The 23,997-nt window shown below is 64.4% G+C and carries 23 protein-coding genes and 1 tRNA gene; 12 read left to right on the plus strand and 12 right to left on the minus strand.

Annotated elements, in window-relative coordinates; genetic code table 11:
- Entirely contained in the window at positions 1–1,122 is a 1,122-nt protein-coding gene (locus HU218_RS09875) for a pilus assembly protein PilM (protein ID WP_174874779.1), read from the minus strand.
- 132 nt (positions 1,123–1,254) lie between these two features.
- On the opposite strand from HU218_RS09875, the gene HU218_RS09880 reads away from it, so the two are divergent.
- The gene (locus tag HU218_RS09880; protein WP_174874780.1) at positions 1,255–3,627 is read left to right on the plus strand and encodes a penicillin-binding protein 1A; all 2,373 of its coding nucleotides are present in this window, start codon (positions 1,255–1,257) and stop codon (positions 3,625–3,627) included.
- A 52-nt stretch (positions 3,628–3,679) separates the two neighbouring features.
- Here the strand turns inward: HU218_RS09880 and arsC are convergent, their stop codons facing one another.
- The gene (gene arsC / locus HU218_RS09885; protein WP_174874781.1) at positions 3,680–4,024 is read right to left on the minus strand and encodes an arsenate reductase (glutaredoxin); all 345 of its coding nucleotides are present in this window, start codon (positions 4,022–4,024) and stop codon (positions 3,680–3,682) included.
- Between the two features lie 138 nt (positions 4,025–4,162).
- On the opposite strand from arsC, the gene HU218_RS09890 reads away from it, so the two are divergent.
- Complete coding sequence (locus HU218_RS09890) at positions 4,163–5,386, plus strand: multidrug effflux MFS transporter (RefSeq protein WP_174874782.1); 1,224 nt, start codon at positions 4,163–4,165, stop codon at positions 5,384–5,386.
- 6 nt (positions 5,387–5,392) lie between these two features.
- Here the strand turns inward: HU218_RS09890 and ybaK are convergent, their stop codons facing one another.
- The 4 genes from ybaK to HU218_RS09910 all read right to left on the minus strand — a co-directional run bounded on the left by ybaK (position 5,393) and on the right by HU218_RS09910 (position 7,797).
- A complete protein-coding gene (gene ybaK / locus HU218_RS09895) occupies positions 5,393–5,875 on the minus strand; it encodes a Cys-tRNA(Pro) deacylase (protein ID WP_174874783.1) in 483 nt (160 codons plus the stop codon).
- A 31-nt stretch (positions 5,876–5,906) separates the two neighbouring features.
- The gene (locus HU218_RS09900; RefSeq protein ID WP_174874784.1) at positions 5,907–6,527 is read right to left on the minus strand and encodes a protein-methionine-sulfoxide reductase heme-binding subunit MsrQ; all 621 of its coding nucleotides are present in this window, start codon (positions 6,525–6,527) and stop codon (positions 5,907–5,909) included.
- Positions 6,528–6,538: 11 nt separating this feature from the next.
- Complete coding sequence (msrP, locus tag HU218_RS09905) at positions 6,539–7,447, minus strand: protein-methionine-sulfoxide reductase catalytic subunit MsrP (protein WP_174874785.1); 909 nt, start codon at positions 7,445–7,447, stop codon at positions 6,539–6,541.
- A gap of 80 nt (positions 7,448–7,527) precedes the next feature.
- A complete protein-coding gene (locus HU218_RS09910; protein ID WP_246210961.1) occupies positions 7,528–7,797 on the minus strand; it encodes a protein MIGRI in 270 nt (89 codons plus the stop codon).
- Positions 7,798–7,875: 78 nt separating this feature from the next.
- Here HU218_RS09910 and metX point away from each other — a divergent pair, with 78 nt between their 5' ends.
- From metX to HU218_RS09925, 3 genes are all read left to right on the plus strand, one after another.
- Entirely contained in the window at positions 7,876–9,018 is a 1,143-nt protein-coding gene (gene metX / locus HU218_RS09915; RefSeq protein ID WP_174874786.1) for a homoserine O-succinyltransferase MetX, read from the plus strand.
- Positions 9,015–9,611 (plus strand): methionine biosynthesis protein MetW, encoded by a 597-nt coding sequence (gene metW, locus HU218_RS09920; RefSeq protein WP_174874787.1) that lies wholly within the window; start codon positions 9,015–9,017, stop codon positions 9,609–9,611. Before metX ends, metW begins: the two co-directional genes overlap by 4 nt.
- A gap of 106 nt (positions 9,612–9,717) precedes the next feature.
- Positions 9,718–11,403, plus strand: a complete 1,686-nt coding sequence (locus HU218_RS09925; protein WP_174874788.1) for an AmpG family muropeptide MFS transporter — start codon at positions 9,718–9,720, stop codon at positions 11,401–11,403.
- Between the two features lie 58 nt (positions 11,404–11,461).
- Here HU218_RS09925 and wrbA read toward each other — a convergent pair whose 3' ends face one another.
- Positions 11,462–12,058, minus strand: coding sequence for an NAD(P)H:quinone oxidoreductase (gene wrbA, locus HU218_RS09930; RefSeq protein ID WP_174874789.1), 597 nt, complete (start codon positions 12,056–12,058; stop codon positions 11,462–11,464).
- 55 nt (positions 12,059–12,113) lie between these two features.
- On the opposite strand from wrbA, the gene HU218_RS09935 reads away from it, so the two are divergent.
- Positions 12,114–13,322: a YihY family inner membrane protein gene (locus HU218_RS09935; protein ID WP_246210975.1), complete on the plus strand. Its 1,209-nt coding sequence runs from the start codon at positions 12,114–12,116 to the stop codon at positions 13,320–13,322.
- On the opposite strand, the gene HU218_RS09940 is transcribed toward HU218_RS09935, so the two are convergent.
- The 5 genes from HU218_RS09940 to ispB form a co-directional block, all read right to left on the minus strand.
- Positions 13,277–14,098: a DUF3025 domain-containing protein gene (locus tag HU218_RS09940; protein WP_217450784.1), complete on the minus strand. Its 822-nt coding sequence runs from the start codon at positions 14,096–14,098 to the stop codon at positions 13,277–13,279. The genes HU218_RS09935 and HU218_RS09940 overlap by 46 nt on opposite strands.
- 5 nt (positions 14,099–14,103) lie before the next feature.
- Positions 14,104–14,235 carry a hypothetical protein gene (locus tag HU218_RS17045; protein ID WP_281357149.1) on the minus strand — a complete coding sequence of 44 codons (132 nt, stop codon included), beginning with the start codon at positions 14,233–14,235 and terminating at the stop codon, positions 14,104–14,106.
- A 125-nt stretch (positions 14,236–14,360) separates the two neighbouring features.
- On the minus strand, positions 14,361–15,746 hold the full coding sequence (gene fumC, locus HU218_RS09945; protein ID WP_174874791.1) for a class II fumarate hydratase: 1,386 nt from the start codon (positions 15,744–15,746) through the stop codon (positions 14,361–14,363).
- Between the two features lie 93 nt (positions 15,747–15,839).
- Positions 15,840–15,914: transfer RNA gene (locus HU218_RS09950), tRNA-Arg, on the minus strand.
- A 12-nt stretch (positions 15,915–15,926) separates the two neighbouring features.
- Positions 15,927–16,898 carry an octaprenyl diphosphate synthase gene (ispB, locus tag HU218_RS09955; protein ID WP_174874792.1) on the minus strand — a complete coding sequence of 324 codons (972 nt, stop codon included), beginning with the start codon at positions 16,896–16,898 and terminating at the stop codon, positions 15,927–15,929.
- Between the two features lie 193 nt (positions 16,899–17,091).
- On the opposite strand from ispB, the gene rplU reads away from it, so the two are divergent.
- The 6 genes from rplU (at position 17,092) to HU218_RS09985 (ending at position 23,973) form a co-directional block, all read left to right on the plus strand.
- Entirely contained in the window at positions 17,092–17,403 is a 312-nt protein-coding gene (rplU, locus tag HU218_RS09960) for a 50S ribosomal protein L21 (protein ID WP_174874793.1), read from the plus strand.
- 12 nt (positions 17,404–17,415) lie between these two features.
- The gene (gene rpmA, locus HU218_RS09965) at positions 17,416–17,691 is read left to right on the plus strand and encodes a 50S ribosomal protein L27 (RefSeq protein WP_174874794.1); all 276 of its coding nucleotides are present in this window, start codon (positions 17,416–17,418) and stop codon (positions 17,689–17,691) included.
- 180 nt (positions 17,692–17,871) lie between these two features.
- Positions 17,872–19,050: a GTPase ObgE gene (obgE, locus tag HU218_RS09970; RefSeq protein WP_174874795.1), complete on the plus strand. Its 1,179-nt coding sequence runs from the start codon at positions 17,872–17,874 to the stop codon at positions 19,048–19,050.
- Positions 19,051–19,166: 116 nt separating this feature from the next.
- Positions 19,167–20,441, plus strand: a complete 1,275-nt coding sequence (locus HU218_RS09975; RefSeq protein ID WP_246210977.1) for a hypothetical protein — start codon at positions 19,167–19,169, stop codon at positions 20,439–20,441.
- On the plus strand, positions 20,441–21,166 hold the full coding sequence (locus tag HU218_RS09980) for a hypothetical protein (protein ID WP_174874796.1): 726 nt from the start codon (positions 20,441–20,443) through the stop codon (positions 21,164–21,166). Before HU218_RS09975 ends, HU218_RS09980 begins: the two co-directional genes overlap by 1 nt.
- Positions 21,166–23,973, plus strand: coding sequence for an AAA family ATPase (locus tag HU218_RS09985; protein WP_174874797.1), 2,808 nt, complete (start codon positions 21,166–21,168; stop codon positions 23,971–23,973). The genes HU218_RS09980 and HU218_RS09985 overlap by 1 nt, the downstream gene beginning before the upstream one ends.
- Positions 23,974–23,997: the final 24 nt, after the last annotated feature.

The following is a 23,997-nucleotide window of genomic DNA, read 5'->3' on the forward strand; positions in this document are numbered from 1 at the left end:
TTAGTCAAACCTCCGCAGACCAAGCCCGCAAGCAACCAGCAGCGCCGGTGCATCCAGTAGCAGTTCTTTCAATGGGATGCGCTGTGCTTGGGTCATGGTTGTGAAAGGATTGGCAATCATGGTGCTGATCTGGGTTCGGGACAGTACCGCATCATCCAGCCCCGGCAACATGCTGCAGCCCCCCGCTAGCAGAATGTAATCCACCCGCAGGTATTGCGAGACGCTTACCGTGGTATAGAAGAACTGCAGGGCGCGTTGAATTTCTTGTGACAGGGCGTCAACAAATGGATGTAGCAGTTCGCTTTCAAAGCTGTCCGGCAGCGTCATCGAGCGTTTGGCTATTTCGGCATCTTCGTAACTATAGCCATAGCGGCGCTGGATATCCCGGGTGAGCTGACTGCCGCCGAACGCCTGTTCGCGGTAGTACAGTTGTTGTTCGTTGCGAATGATGGAGCATTGAATCTTGCTGGCGCCGATATCAAACAGGGCAAAAGTCTGGTTCATCCCCTGGTCGGGGAGTTGCTGCTGAATCTGCTCGAAGGCTGTCATCATGGCGAAGGCATCGATATCAACCACTTCGACTTTCAAGCCGGCCATTTCCGCTACCGCTACCCGTTCTTCCACTTTTTCCTTGCGGGCAGCACAGATCATTACATCGAGATCGCCCGCGCTATTGAGCGATGGCCCCAATACTTGGTAGTCCAGGTTCACCTCGGCCAGCGGGAACGGGATGTACTGGTTGGCCTCATGCTCGACCTGAATTTCCAGGTCATCCTCGTCCGCCGCGGCCGGGACCAGGATTTTCTTGTAGATGGCCATCGAAGTGGGAAGGCTGACCGCCGCGCGGCGTGTAGTGGTATCCAGCTTTTTCCAGGCGCGATTGATGGCGCCGGCAACTTCTTCCATGTTGTTGATATTGCCGTCAACGATAGCGTCCTTGGGTAGGGGCTCGATGACATAGCGTTCCAGCTGAGGGGTGTGGCCGATTACTCCAAACTCCACGATCTTGACCGCGGAGCTGCTCACATCCACCCCAAGCAAAGAGGTCTGGGCAGGTTTCAACCAATTACCCAGAACGTTTTGCATGCCGGCAAAGTCAAAGCGACGTTTTTCTACTGCCATGTGCGTGTGACCACCGGATGGCGGTGGCCAACCTCCCTTATCGCGGCGCCTGTTGCTTGCGCTCGTTGCAAATCATCGTGCTGCATTACCTTACAGGTATAATGCGCCATCCCATTTATAGGCTAGAACATCATGCTCAAGCGTGTTGTGATCTTGGTCGCAGGCTTCATCGCCGGCGCCGGCGTACTGCTGGCCGGCTTGATAGCCATCGCGGTCATCGTGACTTATCCCCGCCTGCCCAGCCTGGATATCCTTACCGACTACCGTCCCAAAATGCCGCTGCGTGTTTACACCGCAGATAATGTATTGATTGGCGAATTTGGCGAAGAGCGACGCTCTTTTACCCGCATCCAGGATGTGCCGCAATACATGAAGCAGGCATTGCTGGCGGCGGAGGATGAACGCTTTTACCAGCATGGCGGTATCGACTATCTGGGGGTATTGCGCGCTGCTGTTGGAAATATAGTAACAGGGCGTACACACTCGGGTGCAAGCACCATCACCATGCAGGTGGCCAAGAACTTCTTTTTATCGAGTGAGCGTACCTTTACCCGTAAATTCAATGAGGCGCTGCTGGCTTTCAAAATCGAGCACACTTTATCGAAAGACCAGATTCTCGAGCTGTATATCAATCAGATTTACTTGGGGCAGCGGGCTTATGGTTTTGCTGCGGCGGCACAGGCTTATTACGGTAAGCCGCTGAATACACTGAGTATTGCCGAAATGGCGATGCTGGCTGGCTTGCCCAAGGCGCCCTCCAGCTACAACCCTATCGTCAATCCGGATCGCGCCCGACTGCGGCAACTGTATGTTTTACGGCGCATGTACGAGCTGCGTTTCATTACTGCGGATCAGTACGAGGCGGCCAAGGCCGAAAAACTGGTGCTGGCACGGCAGACGCAGGATAGTAGCCTGCCGGCGCAATATGTTGCCGAAATGGTGCGTCAGGCAATGTATGGCCGTTACAAGGAGGCGGCCTATACCGAGGGCTACAAGGTCTACACCACGCTCGACAGCCACCATCAGCAGTGGGCTTTCGATTCGCTGCGTGCCGGCTTGATGGATTACGACCGCCACCTGTCCTACCGTGGTCCGGAATCCTTTGTCGATCTGTCCAATATTGCGCAGGACGAATTGGAAGAAACGCTGGACGAGACGCTGTCTGCGATCCGCGACAGCGGCAATCTGCAGCCTGCCATCGTTCTGGCGGCCAACCCTTCGCGGGTGAAGCTGTATCTGCGTGGCGGCAAGCGGGTGGATGTCACCGGCAGTGGTCTCAGCTTTGTCCGCTTTGCCTTGTCGGAGCGCGCCACCCCGGCGCAACGCCTGCGTCCCGGTGCCCAGATCCGGGTAACCCAGGATGCCAAGGGCAACTGGCTGATTACCCAGATGCCGGAAGTGGAAGGCGCTTTCGTGGCGATGGATCCGCACAATGGTGCCATCAAGGCGCTGGTTGGCGGTTTTGATTTCAATCGCCGCAGCTTCAACCATGTGACCCAGGCCATGCGCCAGCCCGGCTCCACCTTCAAGCCGTTTATCTACTCGGCGGCACTGGACCGCGGCTTTACGCCGGCCACCCTCATCAATGACGCGCCGATTACCATCGACCCGCAAACCATTGGTGGCCAGAGCTGGGATCCGAAGAACGATGACGGCAAGTATGCCGGCATGATCAGCATGCGTCGGGCGCTGGCGTTGTCTAAGAACCTGGTGTCGATCCGCATCATGATGTCCATCGGTCCGGAGTTCGCACAACAGTATGCGCAGCGCTTCGGCTTTGATCCGAAGAACATCCCGGCGTATCTGACCATGGCGCTGGGTGCCGGCCAGGCCTCGCCGATGCAGATGGCCGAGGCCTACTCGGTTATCGCCAACGGCGGCTATCGTACCCGTGGCTACTATATCGACCGCATCGAGGATTCCACTGGCCACCTGCTGGCGCGGACCGTGCCGGTGGTCGCCGGGCAGAATGCCCCGCAGGCCATTGATCCACGTAATGCCTTCATCATCGGCAATATGCTGAAAGATGTGGTGCGCTACGGTACGGCCAACCGCGCCACGGCGCTGGGACGCAGCGACATTGCCGGCAAGACCGGTACCACCAACGACTTCCGCGATGCCTGGTTTGCCGGTTTCAACCCGTCGCTGGTGGCGGTGACCTGGGTCGGCTTCGACCAGCCGCGCAGTCTGGGCCGTTACGGCTATGGCGGTACTGCGGCGTTGCCGATCTGGATCAACTACATGAGCAACGCGCTGAAAGGCGTGCCGGATATCGAGTTGCCGCCGCCGCCTGGCGTGGTGGTGCAGCCAGGCGCCGGCTTGCGCGGCAATGACGAGTATTTCCTGCAGGAATTCCAGAGCACCAACCCGGAGCTGCGCATCAACAACCGCGGCACCGTGCCGGGTAGTGGCGGTCAGAGCACGCAGTCGTCCGATGCCGCGGCCGACACGCCGGCCACGCCGCCGCAGGATGCGGTGGAAAACGTGAAGGAACAGCTGTTCTAGCAATGAAAACGGCCCGGGAAACCGGGCCGTTTTTTCCTGTGGCGACTGCGCCTTACAGCAGTGCCAGCAGGTTTTCCGGCGGGCGGCCAATGGCGGCAGCATGTTCGCCGACCGCGATCGGGCGCTCGATCAGCCGCGGGTGGGCGACCATGGCGGCAATCAGTGCCTCGTCGTCCAGCGCGGCATCGGCCAGCCCCAGCGTCTGGAATTCCTCTTCCTTGCTGCGCAGCAAGGCGCGGGCAGAGATACCCAGCAGCGCCAGAATCCGGCGCAGCTCGTCGGCCGAGGGCGGGGTTTTCAGGTATTCGATCACCTGCAGCTCGGCGCCACGCTCCTGCAGCAGTTGCAGGCCTTCGCGCGATTTGGAGCAGCGGGGGTTATGGTAGTAGCGCAGCATGAGTAGACCTTTCCGGCAGCGATCCCGTCATTACGGGCAGTCGACAAAGCTTGTCGATAACGCCTAATGTACAAAACGGCTATTTTAAAACCGCACAGTGTAGTGCGCGGCCAACCTTTTGAGAAAGCAACATTCCACATGGCTGACAACGCCAACAAACGGCAGGGCGCCCTTGCCCTGCTGCTGGCCGCCCTGGCGACCCTGGGTCCGTTCTCCATCGACACCTTCCTGCCGGCAATGAGCGATATCGGCCATGCGCTGGATGCCTCGCCGGTGCAGATGCAGCAGGCGTTGTCGGTGTACCTGTTCTGCTATGGCCTGATGATGCTGTGGCACGGCGCCATTTCCGATGCGGTGGGCCGCCGCCCGGTGGTGCTGGTGACCACGTTGCTGTTTGCGCTGGCATCCGTCGGTTGCATGCTGTCGCCCAATCTGGGGGTGCTGCTGGTGTTCCGCGCGTTGCAGGGGCTTTGCGGTGGCGCCGGGCTGGTGGTGGGTCGGGCGATCATCCGCGACCGTTTCACCGGCCACGATGCGCAGCGCATGATGTCGCAAGTCACCATGCTGTTTTCGCTGGCACCGGCGGTGGCGCCGGTGATCGGCGGCTGGCTGTTCGGCGCCTTCGGCTGGCGCTCGATCTTCCTGTTCATGGCGCTGGTGGGGGTGGTGCTGTTCGTGGTGAGCTGGCGCAGTCTGCCGGAAACCCACGGCCCGGCCCAGCGCTCGTCGCTGCACCTGGGGCGCCTTGCGGCCAACTATCTGGAGGTGGCGAAAAAGCATGATTTCCAGCTGCTGGCGCTGGCGGTCTCGTTCAACTTCGCCGGCTTCTTCGTCTACATTCCGGCGGCGCCGGTGTTCCTGATGCAGCACCTAGGCCTGGGGCACAACGACTTCCTGTGGCTGTTCGGCCCGGCGGTGGGCGGCATCATGCTGGGGGCGTTCATTTCCGGCCGGCTGGCCGGCCGCTATTCGGCGCGCGAGCAGGTGAACCTGGGCTACGCGGTGATGTTTGTTGCGGCAGCGGCCAACCTGCTGCAGGCCTTGTTGCTGACGCCGACGGTACCGTGGGCAGTACTGCCGCTGGGCTTGTACACCATCGGCATGTCGCTGGCGGCACCGTCGATCACCATCGTGCTGATGGACCAGTTTCCGCATCTGCGCGGCACGGTGTCCTCGGTGCAGGGTTTCGTGCAGACCATGATGTCCACGCTGCTGGCCGGGGTGATCGCGCCGCTGGTGTGGGGCAGCGTGCTGCATCTGGCCAGCTGGATGCTGTTCTCGCTGCTGCTGGGCTTCGTGCTGCGCATGCGCTATCGCCGGCGCATGGACCGCCGCTTCCTCGCCAGCGAACTGCAGCAGTAAGGCGGGTCAGGCGCGGGCGTTGACCAGCACCGGCTGCAGGATGCGCTGCACGTCGGCCGGATGGATGCCGACCAGAAAGCCGCGCTTGCCGCCGTTGATGTAGATGCGCGGCAGTTCGGCGATGCCGGCTTCCATATACACCGGCATTGCGGTCTTGGTGCCGAACGGGCTGGTGCCGCCGACCTGGTAGCCGCTGTGGCGGTCGGCAGTCTTCGGCTCGCACGGGCTGATCTTCTTGGCGCCGATCTGCTTGGCCAGCATGCCGGTGCCCACTTCGCAATCGCCATGCATCAGCACGATCAGCGGCTTGCGGTTCTCGTCTTCCATGATCAGCGTCTTCACCACGCAATGCTCATCCACGCCCAGTTCGCGGGCGGAGACGGCGGTGCCGCCGCGTTCCTCGTACTTGTACAGGTGTTCGCTGTAATCCACCTTGTGCTCGCGCAGCACGCGTACTGCCTGGGTGACCGGTGCCTTGTCCTTGGCCATCGTGTTATCCGTTGCAAATCAGAACCGGGCGTTATTGTACGCGGCGCGGCCAACGTTGCCACAGTCGCCAGGCCAGCAGCAGTGCCAGGATGGCGGCGTACAGCGCCGGCTGGCTGATGTCGCGTTTCACCAGCCACCAGTAGTGCAGCACGGCGCAAATCGCCAGCGGGTAGATCAGCCGGTGCAGCCGGCCCCAGTTGCGCTTCAGCCGCCGCATCCAGCCATCAGTGGAGGTGAGCGCCAGCGGCAGCATCTGCAGCATCGCCAGCATGCCGACGGTGATGAACGGCCGCTTCAGCAGGTCGTGGCCGATGGCCGGCCAGTCGAAGAATTTATCCAGCCACAGATAGCTCAGCAGGTGCAGCGTGCCGTAGAAGAAGGTGTACAGCCCCAGCATGCGCCGCAGGCGCAGCAGCCAGCCGGGTGCGCCCAGCCAGCGCAGCGGCGACACGGCCAGGGTCAGCAGCAACAAGCGCAGCGTCCACACTCCCAGCGCGCGGGTCAGGTATTCGATTGGGTTCACCGCCGTGCCGCTGCTCACCGTCCAGGCAATGGTCGCCAGCGGTAGCAGGCACAGCAGGAACACCGTGCCCTTGAGCCAGGAGAACTGGCGTGGCGACGGGCGGGCAAGGTTGGCCGCAAGGGTAAGCATCACCATCTCCGTCAGAAGTTCTTCACCAGATCCATGCCGCGGTACAGCTGCGCCACCTGCGCGCCGTAGCCGTTGAACGGCAGCGTCTTGCGCTTCAGGAATTCGCCGATGCGCCGCTCGGTGGCCTGGCTCCAGCGCGGGTGGTCCACCGCCGGATTCACATTGGAGTAGAAACCGTATTCGTCCGGTGCGGCCTGGCTCCAGCTGGTCGGCGGCTGGGTTTCCACCAGCCGGATATGGGTGATGGCCTTGATGCTCTTGAAGCCGTATTTCCACGGCACCACCAGCCGGATCGGCGCGCCGTTCTGGTTGGGCAGCACATCGCCGTACAGCCCCACCGCCAGGATGGCGAGCGGATGCATCGCCTCGTCGATGCGCAGCCCTTCGCGGTACGGCCAGTTCAGCACCCGTCGCGCCACACCCGGCATCTCGCCCGGCCGCAACGCGGTTTCGAATGCCACGTATTTCGCCTTCGAGGTTGGCCGCACCTGCGCCAGCAGGCTCGAGAGCGGAAAGCCGATCCACGGAATCACCATGCTCCAGCCTTCCACGCAGCGCAGCCGGTAGATGCGCTCTTCCTGCGGGTATTTCAGCAGCTCCTCGATGCCGAAGCTGCGCGGCTTTTCCACCTCGCCATCCACCACGATATGCCACGGCCGCGTCTTCAGCCGCGCGGCGTACAGCGCCGGATCGTCCTTGCCGGTGCCGAACTCGTAGTAGTTGTTGTAACCGGTGATCTCGCTGCGGCTGTTGGCCGGCTCGGTGGTGGAAAACGGGCTTTTGCGCGCCGGTAGCGCTGCCAGTGCGGTGGCCGGTAGCAACAGGCCGGCACTGCCGATCATGAACTGGCGGCGATTGAGGTAGACATCTTTCGGGGTGATGTCCGACGGCAGAATGTCATCGGGGGAACGAATCAGCATGGCGCATCTCCTGGCAGGTGATGCCGGTGAGTCGGCGGGGTAACCTGATTCTGACACTAGACGCGAAAAATAATTCGTACTTACAGGCGGATGCCGAACAGGAACAGCCCCAGCATCAGCAGCGAGCTGACGATCAGCGCGATGGCCAGCGCGCGCACAAACTCGTGTACCGCCTGGCGCTGGCGGTGGTTCAGCAGCCAGCGGATCGCCAGGTAGATCACGCACAGCAGCAGGAACAGGCGGAACAGGCGTCCGATCATCATGCAGTCCGGCAACAGGGAGCGGCGATTATCGGTAGCGGCAGGGCAGGGGCGCAAGCGCGCGATACCGATATAATTGCGGCTTGCCATGGAGAAGCCTTGATGCGGACGGGGCAGAGTCGCAAAGACCAGCACCCCCGCCCGCCGCCGACTTGCAAAGAGAAACGCATGCCCAATAACGCATCTTCCGTCGGAATCGTCAGTGCGCAGCGCGCGCTGTTCGAGACACCGCTCGATCTGGCCTGCGGCGTCACGCTGCCGCAGTACGAGCTGGTGTTCGAAACCTATGGCCAACTGAATGCCGAGCGCAGCAACGCCATCCTGATCTGCCACGCGCTGTCCGGCCACCATCATGTCGCCGGCCGCTATAGCGAGGATGACAAGACCACCGGCTGGTGGGACAACATGATCGGCCCCGGCAAGCCCATCGATACCGACCGTTTCTTCGTGGTCGGCGTCAACAACCTGGGTGGCTGCCACGGCAGTACCGGCCCGTCCAGCATCGATCCGGCCAGCGGCCAGCCGTGGGGCTCGCGCTTCCCGGTGATGACGGTGCCGGACTGGGTGACCTCGCAGGCACGGCTGGCTGACCGGCTGGGCATCAGCCGCTGGGCGGCGGTGATCGGCGGCAGCCTAGGTGGCATGCAGGCGCTGCAGTGGAGCATCGCCTACCCGGAACGCATCGCCCACGCGCTGGTGATCGCCTCGGCACCCAAGCTGTCGGCGCAGAACATCGCCTTCAACGACGTGGCGCGGCAGGCCATCCTCACCGACCCGGATTTCTGCGGGGGCGACTATTACGCCGCCGGCACCGTGCCGCGGCGCGGCCTGCGCCTGGCGCGCATGCTCGGCCATATCACCTACCTGTCGGATGACGGCATGGGCGAGAAATTCGGCCGCATGCTGCGCTCGGGCGAGTACAAGTTCGGCTACGACGTGGAGTTCGAGATCGAAAGCTACCTGCGCTATCAGGGCGACAAGTTTTCCGATTACTTCGATGCCAATACCTACCTGCTGATGACCAAGGCGCTGGACTACTTCGATCCGGCCAAGGATAGCGATGGCGATCTGGTGGCGGCGCTGAAGAAAGCCAGCGCCAGCTTCCTGGTGGCCAGCTTTACCAGCGACTGGCGTTTCTCGCCGGAGCGCTCGCGCGAGACGGTGAAGGCACTGATCGCCGCCGGCAAGCGCGTCAGCTACGGCGAAATCGAATCGGTACATGGCCACGATGCCTTCCTGATGACTGACGGGCCGTATGTCGATCTGATGCGTGCCTACCTGAACCGCGTGGCAGAGGAGGTCAACGCATGAGCTATCTCGATTCCCTCCGACCCGACCTGCAACTGATTGCCGACTGGATTCCGGCCGGCAGCCGCGTGCTCGATCTGGGCTGCGGCGAAGGCGAGCTGCTGGCCTGGCTGCAGCAGCACAAGCAGGCCAATTGCTACGGCGTGGACTTCGACGTGAACAACGTGGTCGGCTGCGTCAAGGCCGGCGTCAACGCCATCCAGGGCGACCTGGAGGCGGGCCTGGCCGAGTTCGAGGACCAGCGCTTCGACCACGTGGTGCTGTCGCAGACCATCCAGGCGATGCGCCACACCGAGGAAATCCTGCTGGAGATGCTGCGGGTTGGCCGCGAAGCCATCGTCACCTTCCCCAACTTCGGCTACTGGCAAAACCGCTGGCAAATCATGCTCGGGCGCATGCCGGTGTCCGACGACATGCCGTACCAGTGGTACAACACCCCCAACATCCACTGGTGTATGCTCGGCGACTTTGACGCGCTGTGCGCCAAGAACCACATCCGCGTGCTGGAGCGGGTGGTGATGACCGGTGGCCGGCAAGTGAACTTCCTGCCCAATCTGCGCGGCAGTCTGGCGTTCTACCGCGTCACCCGCGGCTAGGCGGCAACGGCCCGCCGGCCGTGATGTCACGGCCGCGTGCGGCCAACCATAACCATAACCGGGGCGCTGCGGCGCCCCGTGCATTTGCCAAACAAGGGGGCGCTTGATGCGCGATATCCGACAGCTGGGCGCCTGGCGCATGCTGATGATCTGGGTGCTGGGTTTTGCCAGCGGCCTGCCGCTGGCGCTGTCCGGCACCGCGATGCAGGCGTGGCTGACGGTGGACGGCATCGACATCGCCACCATCGGCTTCCTGAGCCTGGTGGGGCTGCCGTATACCTTCAAGTTCCTGTGGGCGCCGCTGATGGACCGCTTCGAGCCGCCATGGCTCGGCCGCCGCCGCGGCTGGCTGGTGCTCACCCAGCTGGGGTTGGCCGCCACGCTGCTGGCGATGTCGGCGCTGTCGCCGGCCAGCGATGTGCAGGGTTTTGCCTTGCTGGCGGTGCTGCTGTCCTTCCTGTCCGCGTCACAGGACGTGGTGATCGATGCCTACCGTACCGACGTGGTGACGCCGGAAGAGCGCGGGCTGGCGTCGTCGCTGGGGGTGTTCGGCTACCGGCTGGCGATGGTGCTGTCCGGCGGGGTGGCGATGGTGTGGGCCGACCCGCTCAGCGGCAGCGGCTGGAGCTGGAACAGCGTGTACCGGGTGATGGCGATCATCATGCTGGTGGCGGCAGCGGCCTCGCTGCTGCTGTTGCCGGCGGTGCCGAAAGACAACGTGGCACCCAACAGCGATGCCCGCAACGCCCTGAAAGGCTTTGCCGCGCTGCTGCTGGCGGTGGTGATCGGCTACCAGTTCACCAGCCATGTGCTGGCGCCGCTGGCCGATCGCATGCTGACGCCGATGTTCCCGCCAGTGGTGGCCAGCGAGGTGGCGGCCAAAGCGCCGGCGCCACTGCCGGGCAATGCGGCGGCCAACCTTGCACCCGCCGTGGCGGTGGTCGTCAAGGCGGCCGGGCCGACGCCGGTTGCCGCTCTGGTCGACAATCCGAACAAGAAGAAATGGGTGGATCTGCTGTCGCTGCTGCTGGGCATGGCGTTTACCGTGCCGCTGGCGTGGTGGGCGGCGCGCAAGGCCAGATTCGAAACGCTGAATCGCTCGCTGGGCAACTATTTCAGCATGGAGGCGGCCGGGGCGTTTCTGGCGCTGATCATTCTCTACAAACTGGGTGATGCCTTTGCCGGCGCGCTGACCACCACCTTCCTGCTCAAGGGCATGGGCTTTGCCCAGGCCGAGATCGGGGTGGTGAACAAGGTGATCGGTATCTGGCTGACCATCGTCGGCGCACTGGCTGGCGGCGCGCTGATGCTGCGGCTGGGGCTGTACCGCGCGCTGATGGGCTTCGGCGTGCTGCAGTTGCTGTCCAACCTTGGCTTCTGGCTGGTGGCGGTATCCGGCAAAGGCGCGTGGGGCGGTTTCGAGCTGCCGGCGTTCGATTGGCTGATCGTGGCGCTGAAGGACAGCACGCAGGTGGATTACCTGCTGCTGTTCGCGGTGGCGGTGGAAAACCTGTCCAGCGGCATGGGCACCGCGGCTTTCGTCGCCTTCCTGATGGCGCTGTGCAACCAGAAATTCACCGCCACCCAGTTCGCGCTGCTGTCGGCGTTTGCCGCCGTTGGCCGCGTGTGGGTGGGGCCGCTGTCCGGCGTGCTGACCGAAAGCATCGGCTGGCCGGCATTCTTCCTGTTTTCCACCTGCGCCGCGCTGCCGGGGCTGATCATGCTGGCACGGCTGAAAAGCCGGGTGCAGGCGCTGGATGTGCCCAAGGGCGCGGTGGCGCTGGACGACTGACGCCTGTTTGGCGCAGATAAAACGCCCCGCAGTGCGGGGCGTTGTTCATCGGGCAGGCTCAGTTGCCTGCGGCCAACCTTTTCGCCGCCTCGGCCAGACGCTTGCCCTGGGCGATGGCCAGTTTCTTTTCGTCCTCGCTCAGCGGTGCGTGCTGGCTGCCGGCCACATGGCTGGGGCCGTACGGGGTGCCGCCGCTGGTGGTGTGGCTCAGCGCCTGCTCGGTGAACGGAAGGCCCATCAGCAGCATGCCGTGATGCAGCAGCGGAATCATCATCGATAACAGTGTCGATTCCTGGCCACCGTGCTGGGTGCTGCTGCTGGTGAATACGCAGGCCGGCTTGCCGGCCAGCGTGCCCTGCATCCATTCCGGTGCGGTGCCATCCAGAAAGTACTTCATCGCCGCCGCCATATTGCCGAAGCGGGTCGGGCTGCCCAGCGCCAGGCCGATGCAGTCGGCCAGATCCTGTTTTTCTACATACGGCGCGCCGCTGTCCGGCACCGCCGGCGCGGTGGCCTCGCACACGGTGGAGACCTTGGGAACGGTACGCAGGCGGGCGCGGCAGCCGGGCACGCTGTCGATGCCGCGGGCGATCAGTCGCGCCAGCTCGCGGGTGGCGCCGTGCTGGCTGTAATAAAGCACCAGAATATCCTGCATGGACTGTCCTATCGGTTAACATTGGCGACCCGCATTTTAACGGCTTGCCATTACCGTGTCCTTGTCCCTCACTACCGTGTTCGGCTTTGCCGATTTCATCCGTCAGCGCCTGGCGCAGCAGCGCGTGCTGCAGGTGGCGGGCAGCCTGACTTTTACCACCCTGCTGGCGCTGGTGCCGCTGCTGACCATCGCGCTGACGGTGATGTCGGCGTTTCCGGTGTTTTCCGACTACAGCACCCGCTTCAAGGTGATGCTGTTGTCGACATTGGTGCCAGAGTTCGCCGGCAAGGTAATCACCGTCTACATGCGCCAGTTTGCCGACAATGCCGAAAAGCTCACCGCCGCCGGTATCGTGATGCTGGGGGTGACCTCGCTGATGCTGATGTCGACGGTGGAGCGCACCTTCAACAGCATCTGGGGCGTGCGCCGTGCGCGGCCGTGGCTGCAGCAGAGCATGGTGTACTGGACGGTGCTGACACTGGGGCCGCTGGTGCTGGGCGGCGGCCTGCTGGCCTGGCGCCTGCTGTTCAAAACCACCCATATCGAGCGTATCTCGCCGCTACTGGATGACAGCCTGCAGGCGCTGGGCAGCATCGGGCTGACCATGCTGGTGCTGGCGCTGCTGTTCCGCATCCTGCCCAACCGCTATGTGCCGCTGAAGCACGCCATGCTGGGCGGGCTGGTGACCGCCATCCTGCTGGAGGCCACCAAGCTGGTGTTCGGCTTCTATATCGGCGAAATCGCCAACTACCAGCTGGTGTACGGTGCGTTTGCCAGTCTGCCGATCCTGCTGCTGTGGCTGTTCTGCCTGTGGCTGGTGGTGCTGATGGGCGCGGTGCTGACCGCCTCGTTTTCGTACTGGGAGGGCGCGGCCTGGAAGCGCCGCAACGAAGCGCGCCGCCGTTTCCTGGATGCGGTGGAGGCACTGGTGATGCTGGATAGCGCCCAGGACGAAGGACTGGCGCTGCGGCCGGAAGACCTGCGCCGCGAGGTGAAAGTGGGCTACGACGAGCTGGGCAGCGTGCTGGACAAGCTGGCGCAGTCCGGTTACGTGCAGAAGGGCGCCGGCGATAGCTGGGTACTGCTCAAGCGCGCCGAAAACATCCTGCTGGCCGATCTGTTCCGGCTGTTTGTCTACCGTCCGGAATGCGGCGAAGGCGACGATGACATCGCCGCCGGGGTGGAGAAGCTGCTGCAACCGACCATGAGCGATCTGGCTCAGTTCAGCGTGGCGGAGTTCGCGCGCCGCGTCGGGCGGAAGTAAGCCGTATTGGCGTAGAAGGCGGCATCCTGCGGCTGCCACCAGCCGGGGATGCCCAGTAGCGGTAACGGCAGCAGCTCGCGTGGCCGCTGCAGCCAGTCATCATCGGCCAGCAAGGCGGCCAGTCGCGCATCCAGCGCCTGCTGGCGCTGCCAGTAGTCCAGCGCAAAAAAGTCTGCAGCCACCGGCAGCAGCAGCGCCTTGCCGCACCAGCCGATGTGCATTGCCAGGCCCTGCTCGAACAGCGCATGCCCCAGCACGTGGCTGTCGATGCGCGTGCCCCAGGCGGCGGCGTGCTGCACGAACAGCGCCTGCCAGTCCATTTCTTGCAGCGCGTTAGCCAACGCGTCGTCGCACACCGGCACAATCACCCCGCATTCATCCAGCAGCGTCGCCGCGTCGCGGAACGGGCCGCGGCCAACTTCGCCGCGTTCGATGGCGCGCACGTGGCGGGCATTCAGCGCCAGCTTGCTCTGCGGCCATGACAGCCACGCCAGCGCACCGAACCAGTCATGCCAGTTCTGGGTGCGGGTGGGAATCTCGCCGCTGCTGCCGATGTGCATCTCGTAATACTGCGTCGGCTCCAGATCGCAGGCAAAACGCAGCGCCGGCGGCAAGGGTTGGCCGCTAGCGCGCGCCTGCGCCAGCAGCGCGTCGTACTCGGCCTGGCGGGGCCAGTCGGCAAACTGCGCTGCTGCGCGCCACGGCGCCAGGCTGCGGTACAGCGGGTGCTGCGGCCAGACGGCAAATGTCGTCGGCAGGCAGCCCTGGGCAGCCATGCGCATTACTGGGCCTGGCTGGCGCTTTGTCCGGCGGCCGGAGTGGCTGCCTGCGGCTTGATCAGGAAATGGTTCACCGCGCTGGCCAGCACGATGCCGAGAATGGCGAGAAGGGACAGACGTTGCAGCAGGTTCATGGTGATTCACGGGTAAGCGCTGCCGGCAGCGGATGCGGGCAGCAGGGTTGCGGACAACAGCAAGCGAAGGCCCGCATTCTAGCAATCTTCGGCGCGCATGGCTGCACGTTGGCCGCCGTTGGCCGTCAGATCATGCTGTCCGGCTGCACCCAGGCATCGAAATCCTCGCCGCTGACTTCGCCCAGCGCCAGCGCTGCTGCGCGCAGGCTCAGCCCGTGCTGGTGGGCATGCTTGGCGATGGCGGCCGCACGGTCGTAGCCGATATGCGGGCTCAGCGCGGTGACCAGCATCAGCGAGTTGCCCAGCAGCTCGCCGATGCGCGCAAGGTTGGCCGCCATGCCGCGGGCACAATGCGCTTCAAAGCTGCGCATGCCATCGGCCAGCAGGCGCACGCTTTGCAGGAAGTTGTGCGCAATCAGCGGCTTGAACACGTTCAGCTCGAAATTGCCGGCGCTGCCGCCGATGCCGATGGCGACATCATTGCCCATCACCTGGCAGCACAACATGGTCAGCGCCTCGCACTGGGTGGGGTTGACCTTGCCCGGCATGATGGAGCTGCCGGGCTCGTTTTCCGGCAGCTGCAACTCGCCCAGTCCGCAGCGCGGGCCGGAGGCCAGCCAGCGCACATCGTTGGCGATTTTCATCAGCGCCACCGCCAGCGTTTTCAGTGCGCCATGCGCGGCTACCAGCGCATCGTGTGCCGCCAGTGCGGCAAACAGGTTGTCGGCGACGCGGAACGGCAGGCCGCTGTCTGCGGCCAACTGTGCCGCCACCCGGGCGCCAAACTGCGGATGGGTATTCAAGCCGGTGCCGACCGCAGTGCCGCCCACTGCCAGCTGGTACAGCGCCGGCAAGTTGGCGCGGATGGCGGCCTCGGCATGCGCCAGCTGTGCTACCCAGCCGGAAATTTCCTGCCCCAGCGTCAGCGGGGTGGCGTCCTGCAAATGGGTGCGGCCGATTTTTACCACGCCAGCGAACTCCGTCGCCTTGGCAGCCAGCGTGGTGTGCAGCTGCTGCAGTGCCGGCAGCAGCTGGCCGTGGATGGCGCTGGCGGCGGCCACGTGCATGGCGGTGGGAAAGATGTCGTTGGACGACTGGCCGAGGTTGACGTGGTCGTTGGGGTGTACCAGCCGGCCGCTGCCGCGCTGGCCGCCGAGCAGTTCCGACGCCAGATTGGCCAGCACCTCGTTCATGTTCATATTGCTCTGCGTGCCGGAGCCGGTCTGCCACACCGACAGCGGAAAGGCTGCGGCATGCTGCCCGGCCAGCACCTGCTCGGCCGCCTGCACGATGGCGCCGGCCAGCGATTGATCCAGCAGCCCCAGTCCGGCATTCACCTGCGCCGCACTGCGCTTGATGCGCGCCAGCGCCAGCATCAGCTCCGGCGGCATGCGCTCGCTGGAAATGGCGAAGTGCTGCAGCGAGCGCTGGGTTTGCGCGCCCCACAGCGCGCTGGCGGGCACAGCGATGTCGCCGAAAGAGTCGTGTTCCTGGCGGTAACGGGGTTTCATGCTGCAGCCTCCTGCGGGCGGATACTGCAGTGTAGTTGGCCGCAGCCGGCAACAAAAAACCCGCGCGGCCAACAGGCGGGCGGGTTTGTCGGGTGGCGTCCCCAGCAGGAATCGAACCTGCAACTAGCCCTTAGGAGGGGCTTGTTATATCCATTTAACTATGGAGACGTCGGTGTGAGGTCAGGCGTCGCGGGCTACCGACAGTTCGGCGATTTCCGCCAGCGCGCGCTTGTAGTCGCCTTCCGGTAACGGTGCCAGCGCGGCGATGGCAGCGGCGGCGGCTTTCTCTGCTTCGCGGCGGGCGTAGTCCAGCGCGCCGCAGGATTGTACTGCAGCCAGCACTTCGCTGAAACGCTCGCGGGTGGCGGCTTCCAGCGCTTCGCGTACCACGGCGGCGGCGTCTGCCGGGCCCTGGCGCATGGTGTAGATCAGTGGCAGCGTCGGTTTGCCTTCGGCCAGATCGTCACCCAGGCTCTTGCCGATGGTGGTGGCATCGCCGCTGTAGTCCAGGACGTCGTCGATGATCTGGAAGGCGGTACCCAGATGCATGCCGTAGTCGGACAGCGCCTGTTCCTGCTCCGGCGTGGCGGCTGCGATGATGGCGCCGACACGGGTGGCCGCTTCGAACAGCTTGGCGGTCTTGTACTGGATCACCTGCAGATATTGTTCTTCGCTGACATCGACGTTGCCGATGTTCAGCAACTGCAGCACTTCGCCCTCGGCGATGATGTTGGTGGCGTCGGCCATCACCTGCAGGATGCGCAGGCTGCCGCTTTCCACCATCATCTGGAAGGCGCGGGTGTACAGGAAGTCGCCCACCAGCACGCTGGCCGCATTGCCGAACATGGCGTTGGCGGTTTCGCGGCCACGGCGCATGTCGGACTCATCCACCACGTCATCGTGCAGCAAGGTGGCGGTATGGATGCATTCGATCATTGCCGCCAGACTGTGCAGATGCGGACCGTCGTATCCCAGCACGCGGCCGGCCAGCAGGGTCAGCATCGGACGCAGGCGCTTGCCGCCGGCGCTGATGATGTACTCGGCTACCTGGCGGATCAGGACAACATCGGAATGCAGACGGGTGCGGATGGCCTGGTCGACAGCGTTCATGTCGTCGGCAACCAGGGAGCGGAACAGCGGAGTGTTGGACATCGCGGCCGGATTCTTGAATGGGTTGGGCTGGAAAACCGCGCGATATTAGCAGAGTTGCCTGCCTTGTTGCCACGCCCGGCCGAAAACACGGAGCGGATTCCGGCAAAAAGTTGACGACATTCAGAGACTTGCGTATAGTCGCGTGTTCCTTGCGCACCTGGCGCCAAGGAAAGAACATTTAGGAGCTATACGAATGTATGCGGTCGTAAAAACTGGCGGCAAACAGTACAAAGTTGCCGTTGGCGAAAAACTCAAAGTAGAACAGATACCTGCAGACATCGACAGCCAAATCGTACTGGAAGAAGTGCTGATGGTTGTGGACGGTGATCAGGTTTCCGTAGGTGCCCCGCTGGTATCCGGCGCAAAAGTGCAGGCTACCGTTGTTTCCCACGGTCGTGGCGAAAAGGTACGTATCTTCAAGATGCGTCGCCGTAAGCACTACCAGAAGCATCAAGGTCACCGTCAGAACTACACCGAAATCCGTATCGACGCGATTTCCAAGTAAGGATAAACAGACATGGCACACAAGAAAGCAGGCGGTAGCTCCCGCAACGGCCGTGATTCCGAAGCCAAACGCCTGGGCGTGAAAGCCTACGGCGGCGAGCTGATCCCGGCAGGTTCCATCATCGTTCGTCAGCGCGGCACCAAGTTCCACGCTGGTGAGAACGTCGGTATGGGCAAAGACCACACCCTGTTCGCCAAGGTAGACGGCTACGTTGAATTCGCTGTTAAAGGCGCCTTCAACCGCAAGACCGTTACCGTTGTACCGTACACCGGTGTAGACGCTGAGTAATCTCGCGTCGACGACAGAAAGCCCTATCCTGCGATAGGGCTTTTTTGTTTCGCACAATTGTTTCCGCAATGAGTCATCACGCGAGGCGTGAGGCGCAAGCGGCTGCGGCCAACGTTGCAGCAGTGGCCGGATGGCGGCCGTTTGCGCCTGACTCCTCGGCAAGTTTGGAGGTAGTACCCAATGAAATTCATCGACGAAGCCCGCATTGAAGTGCGTGGCGGCAAGGGCGGCAACGGTTGCGCCAGCTTCCGCCGTGAAAAATTCGTGCCGCGCGGCGGTCCGGATGGTGGCGACGGTGGCCGTGGCGGCAGCGTGATCGCCATTGCCGACGAAAACATCAACACCCTGGTGGAATACCGCTTCGTGAAGAAGTACCTCGGCGGCAACGGCGAAAACGGCCGTGGCGCCGATTGCTACGGCAAGGGTTCGGACGACATCTACCTGCGCATGCCGGTAGGTACCCAGATCATCGACATCGACAGCGATGAAGTGCTGGCCGACCTGACCTTCAACGGTCAGGAAGTGATTCTGGCCAAGGGCGGCCGTGGCGGCATGGGCAACATCCACTTCAAGAGCTCGGTGAACCGCGCGCCGCGCCAGTTCACCCGTGGCGAGGAAGGCGAAATCCGCAATCTGCGCCTGGAACTGAAAGTACTGGCCGACGTGGGCCTGCTGGGCATGCCGAACGCCGGCAAATCCACCTTCATCCGCGCGGTATCCGCCGCCAAACCGAAAGTGGCCGACTATCCGTTTACCACCCTGCACCCGAACCTGGGCGTGGTGCGCATGGATGACACCTCCAGCTTCGTGATCGCCGATATTCCCGGCCTGATCGAAGGTGCGGCGGAAGGCGCCGGCCTCGGCCACCGCTTCCTCAAGCACCTGCAGCGTACCGGCATCCTGCTGCACCTGGTGGATCTGGCGCCGTTCGACCCGGATACCGACCCGGTACAGGAAGCGCGTGCCATCGTCGAAGAACTGAAAAAGTACGACGAAGAGCTGCACAACAAGCCGCGCTGGCTGGTGCTGAACAAGGTCGACATGCTGGACGAGTCGGAGCGCGAAGAGAAGGTAAAAGCCTTCCTCGACGCCTACGAATGGCCGCAGGCCAAGCCGGACGACCGCTTCGGTTTCGACATGAATGCGCCGCGCTACTTCGTGATCTCCGGCCTGACCGGCGAAGGCACCCGCGACCTGGTATTCGCCATGAACGAATACATCAAGGTGCTGCGTGAAGCCGCCCGCAAGGCGCGCCAGGAAGCGGAAGAAGCCGAGCGCGCACTCAAGCTGGCCAAGGCTGCCGCCGCGGTGATCCAGCCGGTGGCCAGCAGCGACAGCGTGACGCCAGACGCGGAATAAGCCGCGCACCGTTGGCCGCAGGCACTTGCGGCCAACCTGTCACAGCAGGCAGTGTCATTGACGAGCCTGCCGTGCAAACCAGACAATCCGGTCTTTGCAGACCGGATTGTTTGCTTTTGAACTCCCTTGCCGATTTCTTTCGTCCCGACATTGCGCCGGACACCCTGCCGCAGCTGAACAAGCTGACGGCGGCGTGGCCGTACCTGGAGGTGTTCGTCACCCTGTTCCGCGGTGGCGAAGAAGAGGTGCTGATGCGCCTGCTGGTGCTGCGCGAGCTGGGCAGCCGTGCCGACGTGCCGTACTGGACGCCGCAGGAAATCGCGCAGCGCTTCGCCTACCTCAACGATACCAAGCTGAATACCATTCTCGGCCGCCTGCGCGAGGGCGATCTGCTGGTCTACGACAGCGACAGCGGCCGCTACGCGCTCTCCGAAGGCGCGCGCGTGGCGCTGTCGGCACTGGCCACGCTGCTGGATTTCGCCGGCGACGACGTCGAGCTGGGTTACCTCACCAGCCAGGTGGCCGCCGGCCAGGCGGTGGGGCAGGTGTCGGAAGAGGCGATGCAGCACCTGCTGGCGCGCCTGACCGAACTGCACGACGAGTTCGCCGACGCGCTGGAATCGCAGTCGGAGTTCCGCATCCGTGCCGCACAGCACCGGCTGGAGTCGGTGTGGCGCTGGGTGCAGAAATCCACCGACGTGGTGCGCGGCCTGACCCAGGACGAGCGCCTGACGCTGCTGACGCTGACCCAGGCGCAGGCCATCGCGCTGGCGCAAAGCCGCATGCTGGCGCTGGCCGGCACCTTCGAGCGCCGGCTGGCACAGTTGGCCGCACAGCGCGTGCATCTGGGCAACTCCGGCCTCACCTCCACCGACATCGCCGATTTCCTGCGCCATCAGGGCAGCGCCTGGCTGGCCGGCCTTGCCAATGGCCCGCTGGCGCTGGGCGTGGAGCCGGCGTTCCTGTCGACGCCGGAGCTGGGCGATGTCGCCGAGTTCGAACTGCTGGGCCGCGAGCGTGCCCGTGCCGAGGACAGCACCCTGCCGCAGGCCGCCAGTGCCGAAGACGCCGAGGCGCCGGAAATGGAGCGCCTGCTGGAAGCGGAAACGCTGTACGACAGCCTGCTCGAACTCGGCCTGCAGCTGGGGCCGGACAACGACGGTTTCCCTATCGCGAATGCCGTATTGGCCGACAGCTACAACGAAACCGCCTACCGCCTGTCGCTGCTGTCGCTGCTGGGCGACCCGGAAACCAGCAACGACGCCAGCGTGGTTGCCGCGCTGGCACGGCTGCCCTACCAGCTGGCGGGCGGCGACGACATTCTTCATCTCGATCACCCAGAAGTCGCCACCCTGTCGGATGCGCGGCTTCTGGCCAACAAGGCCGGATAATGGACCAAGCCGTAGCCACCCTTACCGCGCGCCTCTTGGCGCACCGCGTACTGCCGCGCAGCGACCCACTGGCGCGCCGCGCGCTGCTGGATGAAAATTTCCGCCGCGATCTCGATTTGCAGTTGGCCGCCGTCGGCCTGCAGCTTTTGGAGAACCCCTACGCCGAGCACATCGCCGTGGCCCTGCTGCCGGCGATGACCGAGCCGGTTTTCGGCAGCGGCGAAGCCTGGCTCAACAACAACCTCGGCCTGCCGCGCGATGGCGTGGCACTGCTGGTGATCGTGTGGGCGCTGATCATCCTGCCCAAGCGCGAGCGGCAACTGGCGCGGGTGGAGGCCGGGCGCGAGAACCAGAGCGACATGTTCGGCGAGCAGAAACCGCTGCCGACCGGCGACAGCGTCTCGGTCGGTATCTCGGAAGACGCGCTGTACGCCGACTTCGGCAAGCAGCTGGGCGGGCGTACCCGTTTCAACGCCAACCTGGGCCGACTGGTGAACCTGGGCTTCCTGCAGCGGCGCAACCGCTGGCTGGTGGAAGGCCCGATGCTGGATCTGATGATCGACTATAGCCAACTGGCGCCGCGCATCATCGAAGGCGCGCTGTCCGAGGTGCTGGGCCGCCGCAGCCAGCTGGCGCAGGTGCTGGACGAGGCCACGTTGGCCGCAGCCGAAACTGGCGAGCAAGTAGAAGCACAAACCGAGCAACACACCGGAGAGGACGCCTGATGTTCCAGATGCAAGCAATCGAAATGGTGCACTGGGACTTCTGGCAGCGCCTGTCCGTGCCGCTGGACGCGCAGATCGTCACCATCATCGGCCCCAACGGTTCCGGCAAGACCACGCTGCTGGATGCGCTGCGCACCCTGCTGGCGATCAAGTGCTCCGGCAAACGCGACTACAAGCGCTACGTGCGCAACAACCGCGAGCCGTTCGCCTACCTGCGCGGCGTGGTGGACAACCCGCGCCGCCTGTCCGGGCTGTATCCGACGCCGTTCTTCCCGCTCACCAGCGCGCAGGTCACCCTGCTGTGCCGCATCAAGAAGCAGGGTGGCGACTGGGTGCGCCACTACGCCATCGCCGAAGGCGACGTGGCGCTGGACGTGGCCTTGGCGGATGAGGCGCTGCAGTGGCTGGGGGTAAACGAATACAAGCGCCGGCTGGAGGCCGCCGGCCTGACCCCGGCGGTGGGCGAAGTGCTGGCGCTGGAGCAGGGCGATACCGACAAGCTCACCGAATACAGCCCGCGCCAGCTGCTGGATCTGGTGTTCCAGGTCTTCGGCGACAAGGACGTGCTGGCCAACTACCAGCGCGCCCGCGACGAGCAGAAAGCCGCCGAGGGCGAGCTGGCGGCACTGGTGCGGCAGCAGGAGGCGCTGGACACCCGCGTCGAGGCGATGAAGAGCCGCGCCGGCCGTTATCTGGAATGGGTCGGCATCCAGAAGCGCGCCGCCCGGCTGCGCGACGAGGCGCTGCCGGTGCTGGGGCTGCTGGATGGCCGTGTCAGCCTCGGCAAGGGCTGGCAGGACTACCGCCGGGTGCAGCACGGCTTCCACGACATGCTGCGTCAGCGCCGCGACACTGTGGCGCTGGTCGCCACGCTGCGCGACGCCGAGGCTGCCGCGCAAGCGGCGCGCGATGCCGCCGAGACAGTGCGCGTCGAGGCGCAGACCGCCTTCATGCAGGCGCGCGACGCCGAGCGCGACGTGGCCAGCCAGCTCAAGGAGCGCGACCGCCTGCAGGCGCTGTCCAGCCGCGAATACGGCGAAGATGCCATGGCGCTGTCGCACAAGTTGGCCGCATTGCGCGACAACATCGACCAGCTCAAGGACGGGCTGAAGGCGCACAAGCTGCAGCGCGACGGGCTGATGGGCGAGCTGGCCGCGCTGGAAGGCGGCAAGCAGCGTGCACCGGAAGACGTGCGCGCCTTCCGTGCCGAGCTGGACGATGCCGGCATCGGCCACACCATGCTGGCCGACATCGTGGAAGTGACCGACAGCCGCTGGCAGGGGGCGGTGGAAGCGCTGCTCAAGCCCTACCGTCAGGTGGTGCTGCTAAGCGATCCGTCCGACCGCCGTGCCGCCTGGCAGCTGGGCGAGAAACTGCGCTACCGCCACTTCGTGGTGCCGGACACCGCCGCCGCGCCGCGGGCGCGCAGCGGCAGCCTGCTGGAAGTGGTGCGCTTTGCGGCCAACGCGCCGGAGTGGCTGCACTCGCAGCTCAACCGCGTCAGCCGCGTGGCGGACGTGAAAGAGGGCGCGCAGCAGGATGGCGACTGGATCACGCCGGAGGGCTACTTCCGCGAGCGCCGCGGCGCGCGCCACATCGGCGTGCCGGCCTACGACTACGCCTTTGGCGAAGCAGCGCGCCAGGCGCGGCTACTGGGCCTGCGCGACGAGCTGAAGGCGCTGAACGTGCGCGTGCTGCGCGACGAGGAGCAACTGGTGACTGCCAGCCGCGAGGCGGCGCAACTGGCCGACTACCTGTCGGGCATGGACGCCATCCGCCTGCTGGATAGCCGCGCCGAGGAATTCGCCGCGCTGGCGGCGCAGGCCGAATCGCTGAAACAGGCAGTGGCCGAGGCTGGCGAAAGGTTGGCCGCAGCCCAGGCCGAGCGCGACGCCGCCGAGCAGCGCTACAGCGATGCCCGCCTGGCGCACGACCGCGTCTGCCAGCGCGAGCAGGACAGCCTGAACAAGCTGGCCGCCGCCCGCAGTGAAGTGGAGCAGGCGCGCCGCAGCCTGCGCCGCGGTCTCGCCGAGCTGCGCGAGTGCCGCGCCCACCTGCCGGCTGCCGCGCAGGACGAGGCTTACGTGGCGCAGCTGGCCGACGAGTTCGAATCCGCCGCCGACGTACGTCACGAGATCCACTACCTGGAAGAAAAACTGGCCAGCGGCGACTGGGAAACCGACGACTCCGTGCTGCAGCTGAAGGACAAGCTGCAGGAAGACCTGGCCAGCCTGACGCGCGACTGTCAGCGCCGCCAGGCCGAGGTGGAACGCGCCGCGGCACTTACCCACGACGCGCGCGACGCCTACATCGGCAAGCTGCGCGCCACCGTGCGCGCCTATGCGGCCAACGTGAAACGGCTGGGCGAGCTGGCCGGCATCGGCGTGGAAGTGGAGCTGCCGCAGCTGTCCAACGACGATACCGTGCTGGCGCAGGCCGGGCTGGTGCTGAAGTTCAATTTCGACCAGAAGGGCATGATGGGCATGAACGACGGCGAGGCGTCCGGGGGCCAGCAAGTGATGAAGTCGCTGATCCTGCTGATCGGGCTGATGATGGACGAGGCCAACCCGTCCGGCTTCGTGTTCATCGACGAACCGTTCGCGCACCTGGACATCTTCAACATTGACCGCGTGGCCGGCTTCCTCAAGGCCACCGAGGCGCAGTACCTGATCACCACGCCGAACACTCACAACATCAATATCTTCGCACCGTCCGGCCTGACCCTGGCCACGCGCAAGAAACGGCCGGGCGAGCAGTGGGCGCCGGCCATCCTGCAGACCCGCAGACGGCTGGAAGCCACGTCGTAAGCAAAACGCCCCGCCAGACGGGGC

This window comes from Vogesella oryzae (genome assembly GCF_902829295.1).
Lineage (GTDB): Bacteria > Pseudomonadota > Gammaproteobacteria > Burkholderiales > Chromobacteriaceae > Vogesella > Vogesella oryzae.

Coding starts and splice junctions, on each gene's coding strand:
- HU218_RS09875 (WP_174874779.1), bottom strand. CDS start 1,122: ATGGCAGTAGAAAAACGTCGCTTTGACTTTGCCGGCATGCAAAACGTT.
- HU218_RS09880 (WP_174874780.1), top strand. CDS start 1,255: ATGCTCAAGCGTGTTGTGATCTTGGTCGCAGGCTTCATCGCCGGCGCC.
- arsC (WP_174874781.1), bottom strand. CDS start 4,024: ATGCTGCGCTACTACCATAACCCCCGCTGCTCCAAATCGCGCGAAGGC.
- HU218_RS09890 (WP_174874782.1), top strand. CDS start 4,163: ATGGCTGACAACGCCAACAAACGGCAGGGCGCCCTTGCCCTGCTGCTG.
- ybaK (WP_174874783.1), bottom strand. CDS start 5,875: ATGGCCAAGGACAAGGCACCGGTCACCCAGGCAGTACGCGTGCTGCGC.
- HU218_RS09900 (WP_174874784.1), bottom strand. CDS start 6,527: ATGCTTACCCTTGCGGCCAACCTTGCCCGCCCGTCGCCACGCCAGTTC.
- msrP (WP_174874785.1), bottom strand. CDS start 7,447: ATGCTGATTCGTTCCCCCGATGACATTCTGCCGTCGGACATCACCCCG.
- HU218_RS09910 (WP_246210961.1), bottom strand. CDS start 7,797: ATGGCAAGCCGCAATTATATCGGTATCGCGCGCTTGCGCCCCTGCCCT.
- metX (WP_174874786.1), top strand. CDS start 7,876: ATGCCCAATAACGCATCTTCCGTCGGAATCGTCAGTGCGCAGCGCGCG.
- metW (WP_174874787.1), top strand. CDS start 9,015: ATGAGCTATCTCGATTCCCTCCGACCCGACCTGCAACTGATTGCCGAC.
- HU218_RS09925 (WP_174874788.1), top strand. CDS start 9,718: ATGCGCGATATCCGACAGCTGGGCGCCTGGCGCATGCTGATGATCTGG.
- wrbA (WP_174874789.1), bottom strand. CDS start 12,058: ATGCAGGATATTCTGGTGCTTTATTACAGCCAGCACGGCGCCACCCGC.
- HU218_RS09940 (WP_217450784.1), bottom strand. CDS start 14,098: ATGGCTGCCCAGGGCTGCCTGCCGACGACATTTGCCGTCTGGCCGCAG.
- HU218_RS17045 (WP_281357149.1), bottom strand. CDS start 14,235: ATGAACCTGCTGCAACGTCTGTCCCTTCTCGCCATTCTCGGCATCGTG.
- fumC (WP_174874791.1), bottom strand. CDS start 15,746: ATGAAACCCCGTTACCGCCAGGAACACGACTCTTTCGGCGACATCGCT.
- ispB (WP_174874792.1), bottom strand. CDS start 16,898: ATGTCCAACACTCCGCTGTTCCGCTCCCTGGTTGCCGACGACATGAAC.
- rplU (WP_174874793.1), top strand. CDS start 17,092: ATGTATGCGGTCGTAAAAACTGGCGGCAAACAGTACAAAGTTGCCGTT.
- rpmA (WP_174874794.1), top strand. CDS start 17,416: ATGGCACACAAGAAAGCAGGCGGTAGCTCCCGCAACGGCCGTGATTCC.
- obgE (WP_174874795.1), top strand. CDS start 17,872: ATGAAATTCATCGACGAAGCCCGCATTGAAGTGCGTGGCGGCAAGGGC.
- HU218_RS09980 (WP_174874796.1), top strand. CDS start 20,441: ATGGACCAAGCCGTAGCCACCCTTACCGCGCGCCTCTTGGCGCACCGC.
- HU218_RS09985 (WP_174874797.1), top strand. CDS start 21,166: ATGTTCCAGATGCAAGCAATCGAAATGGTGCACTGGGACTTCTGGCAG.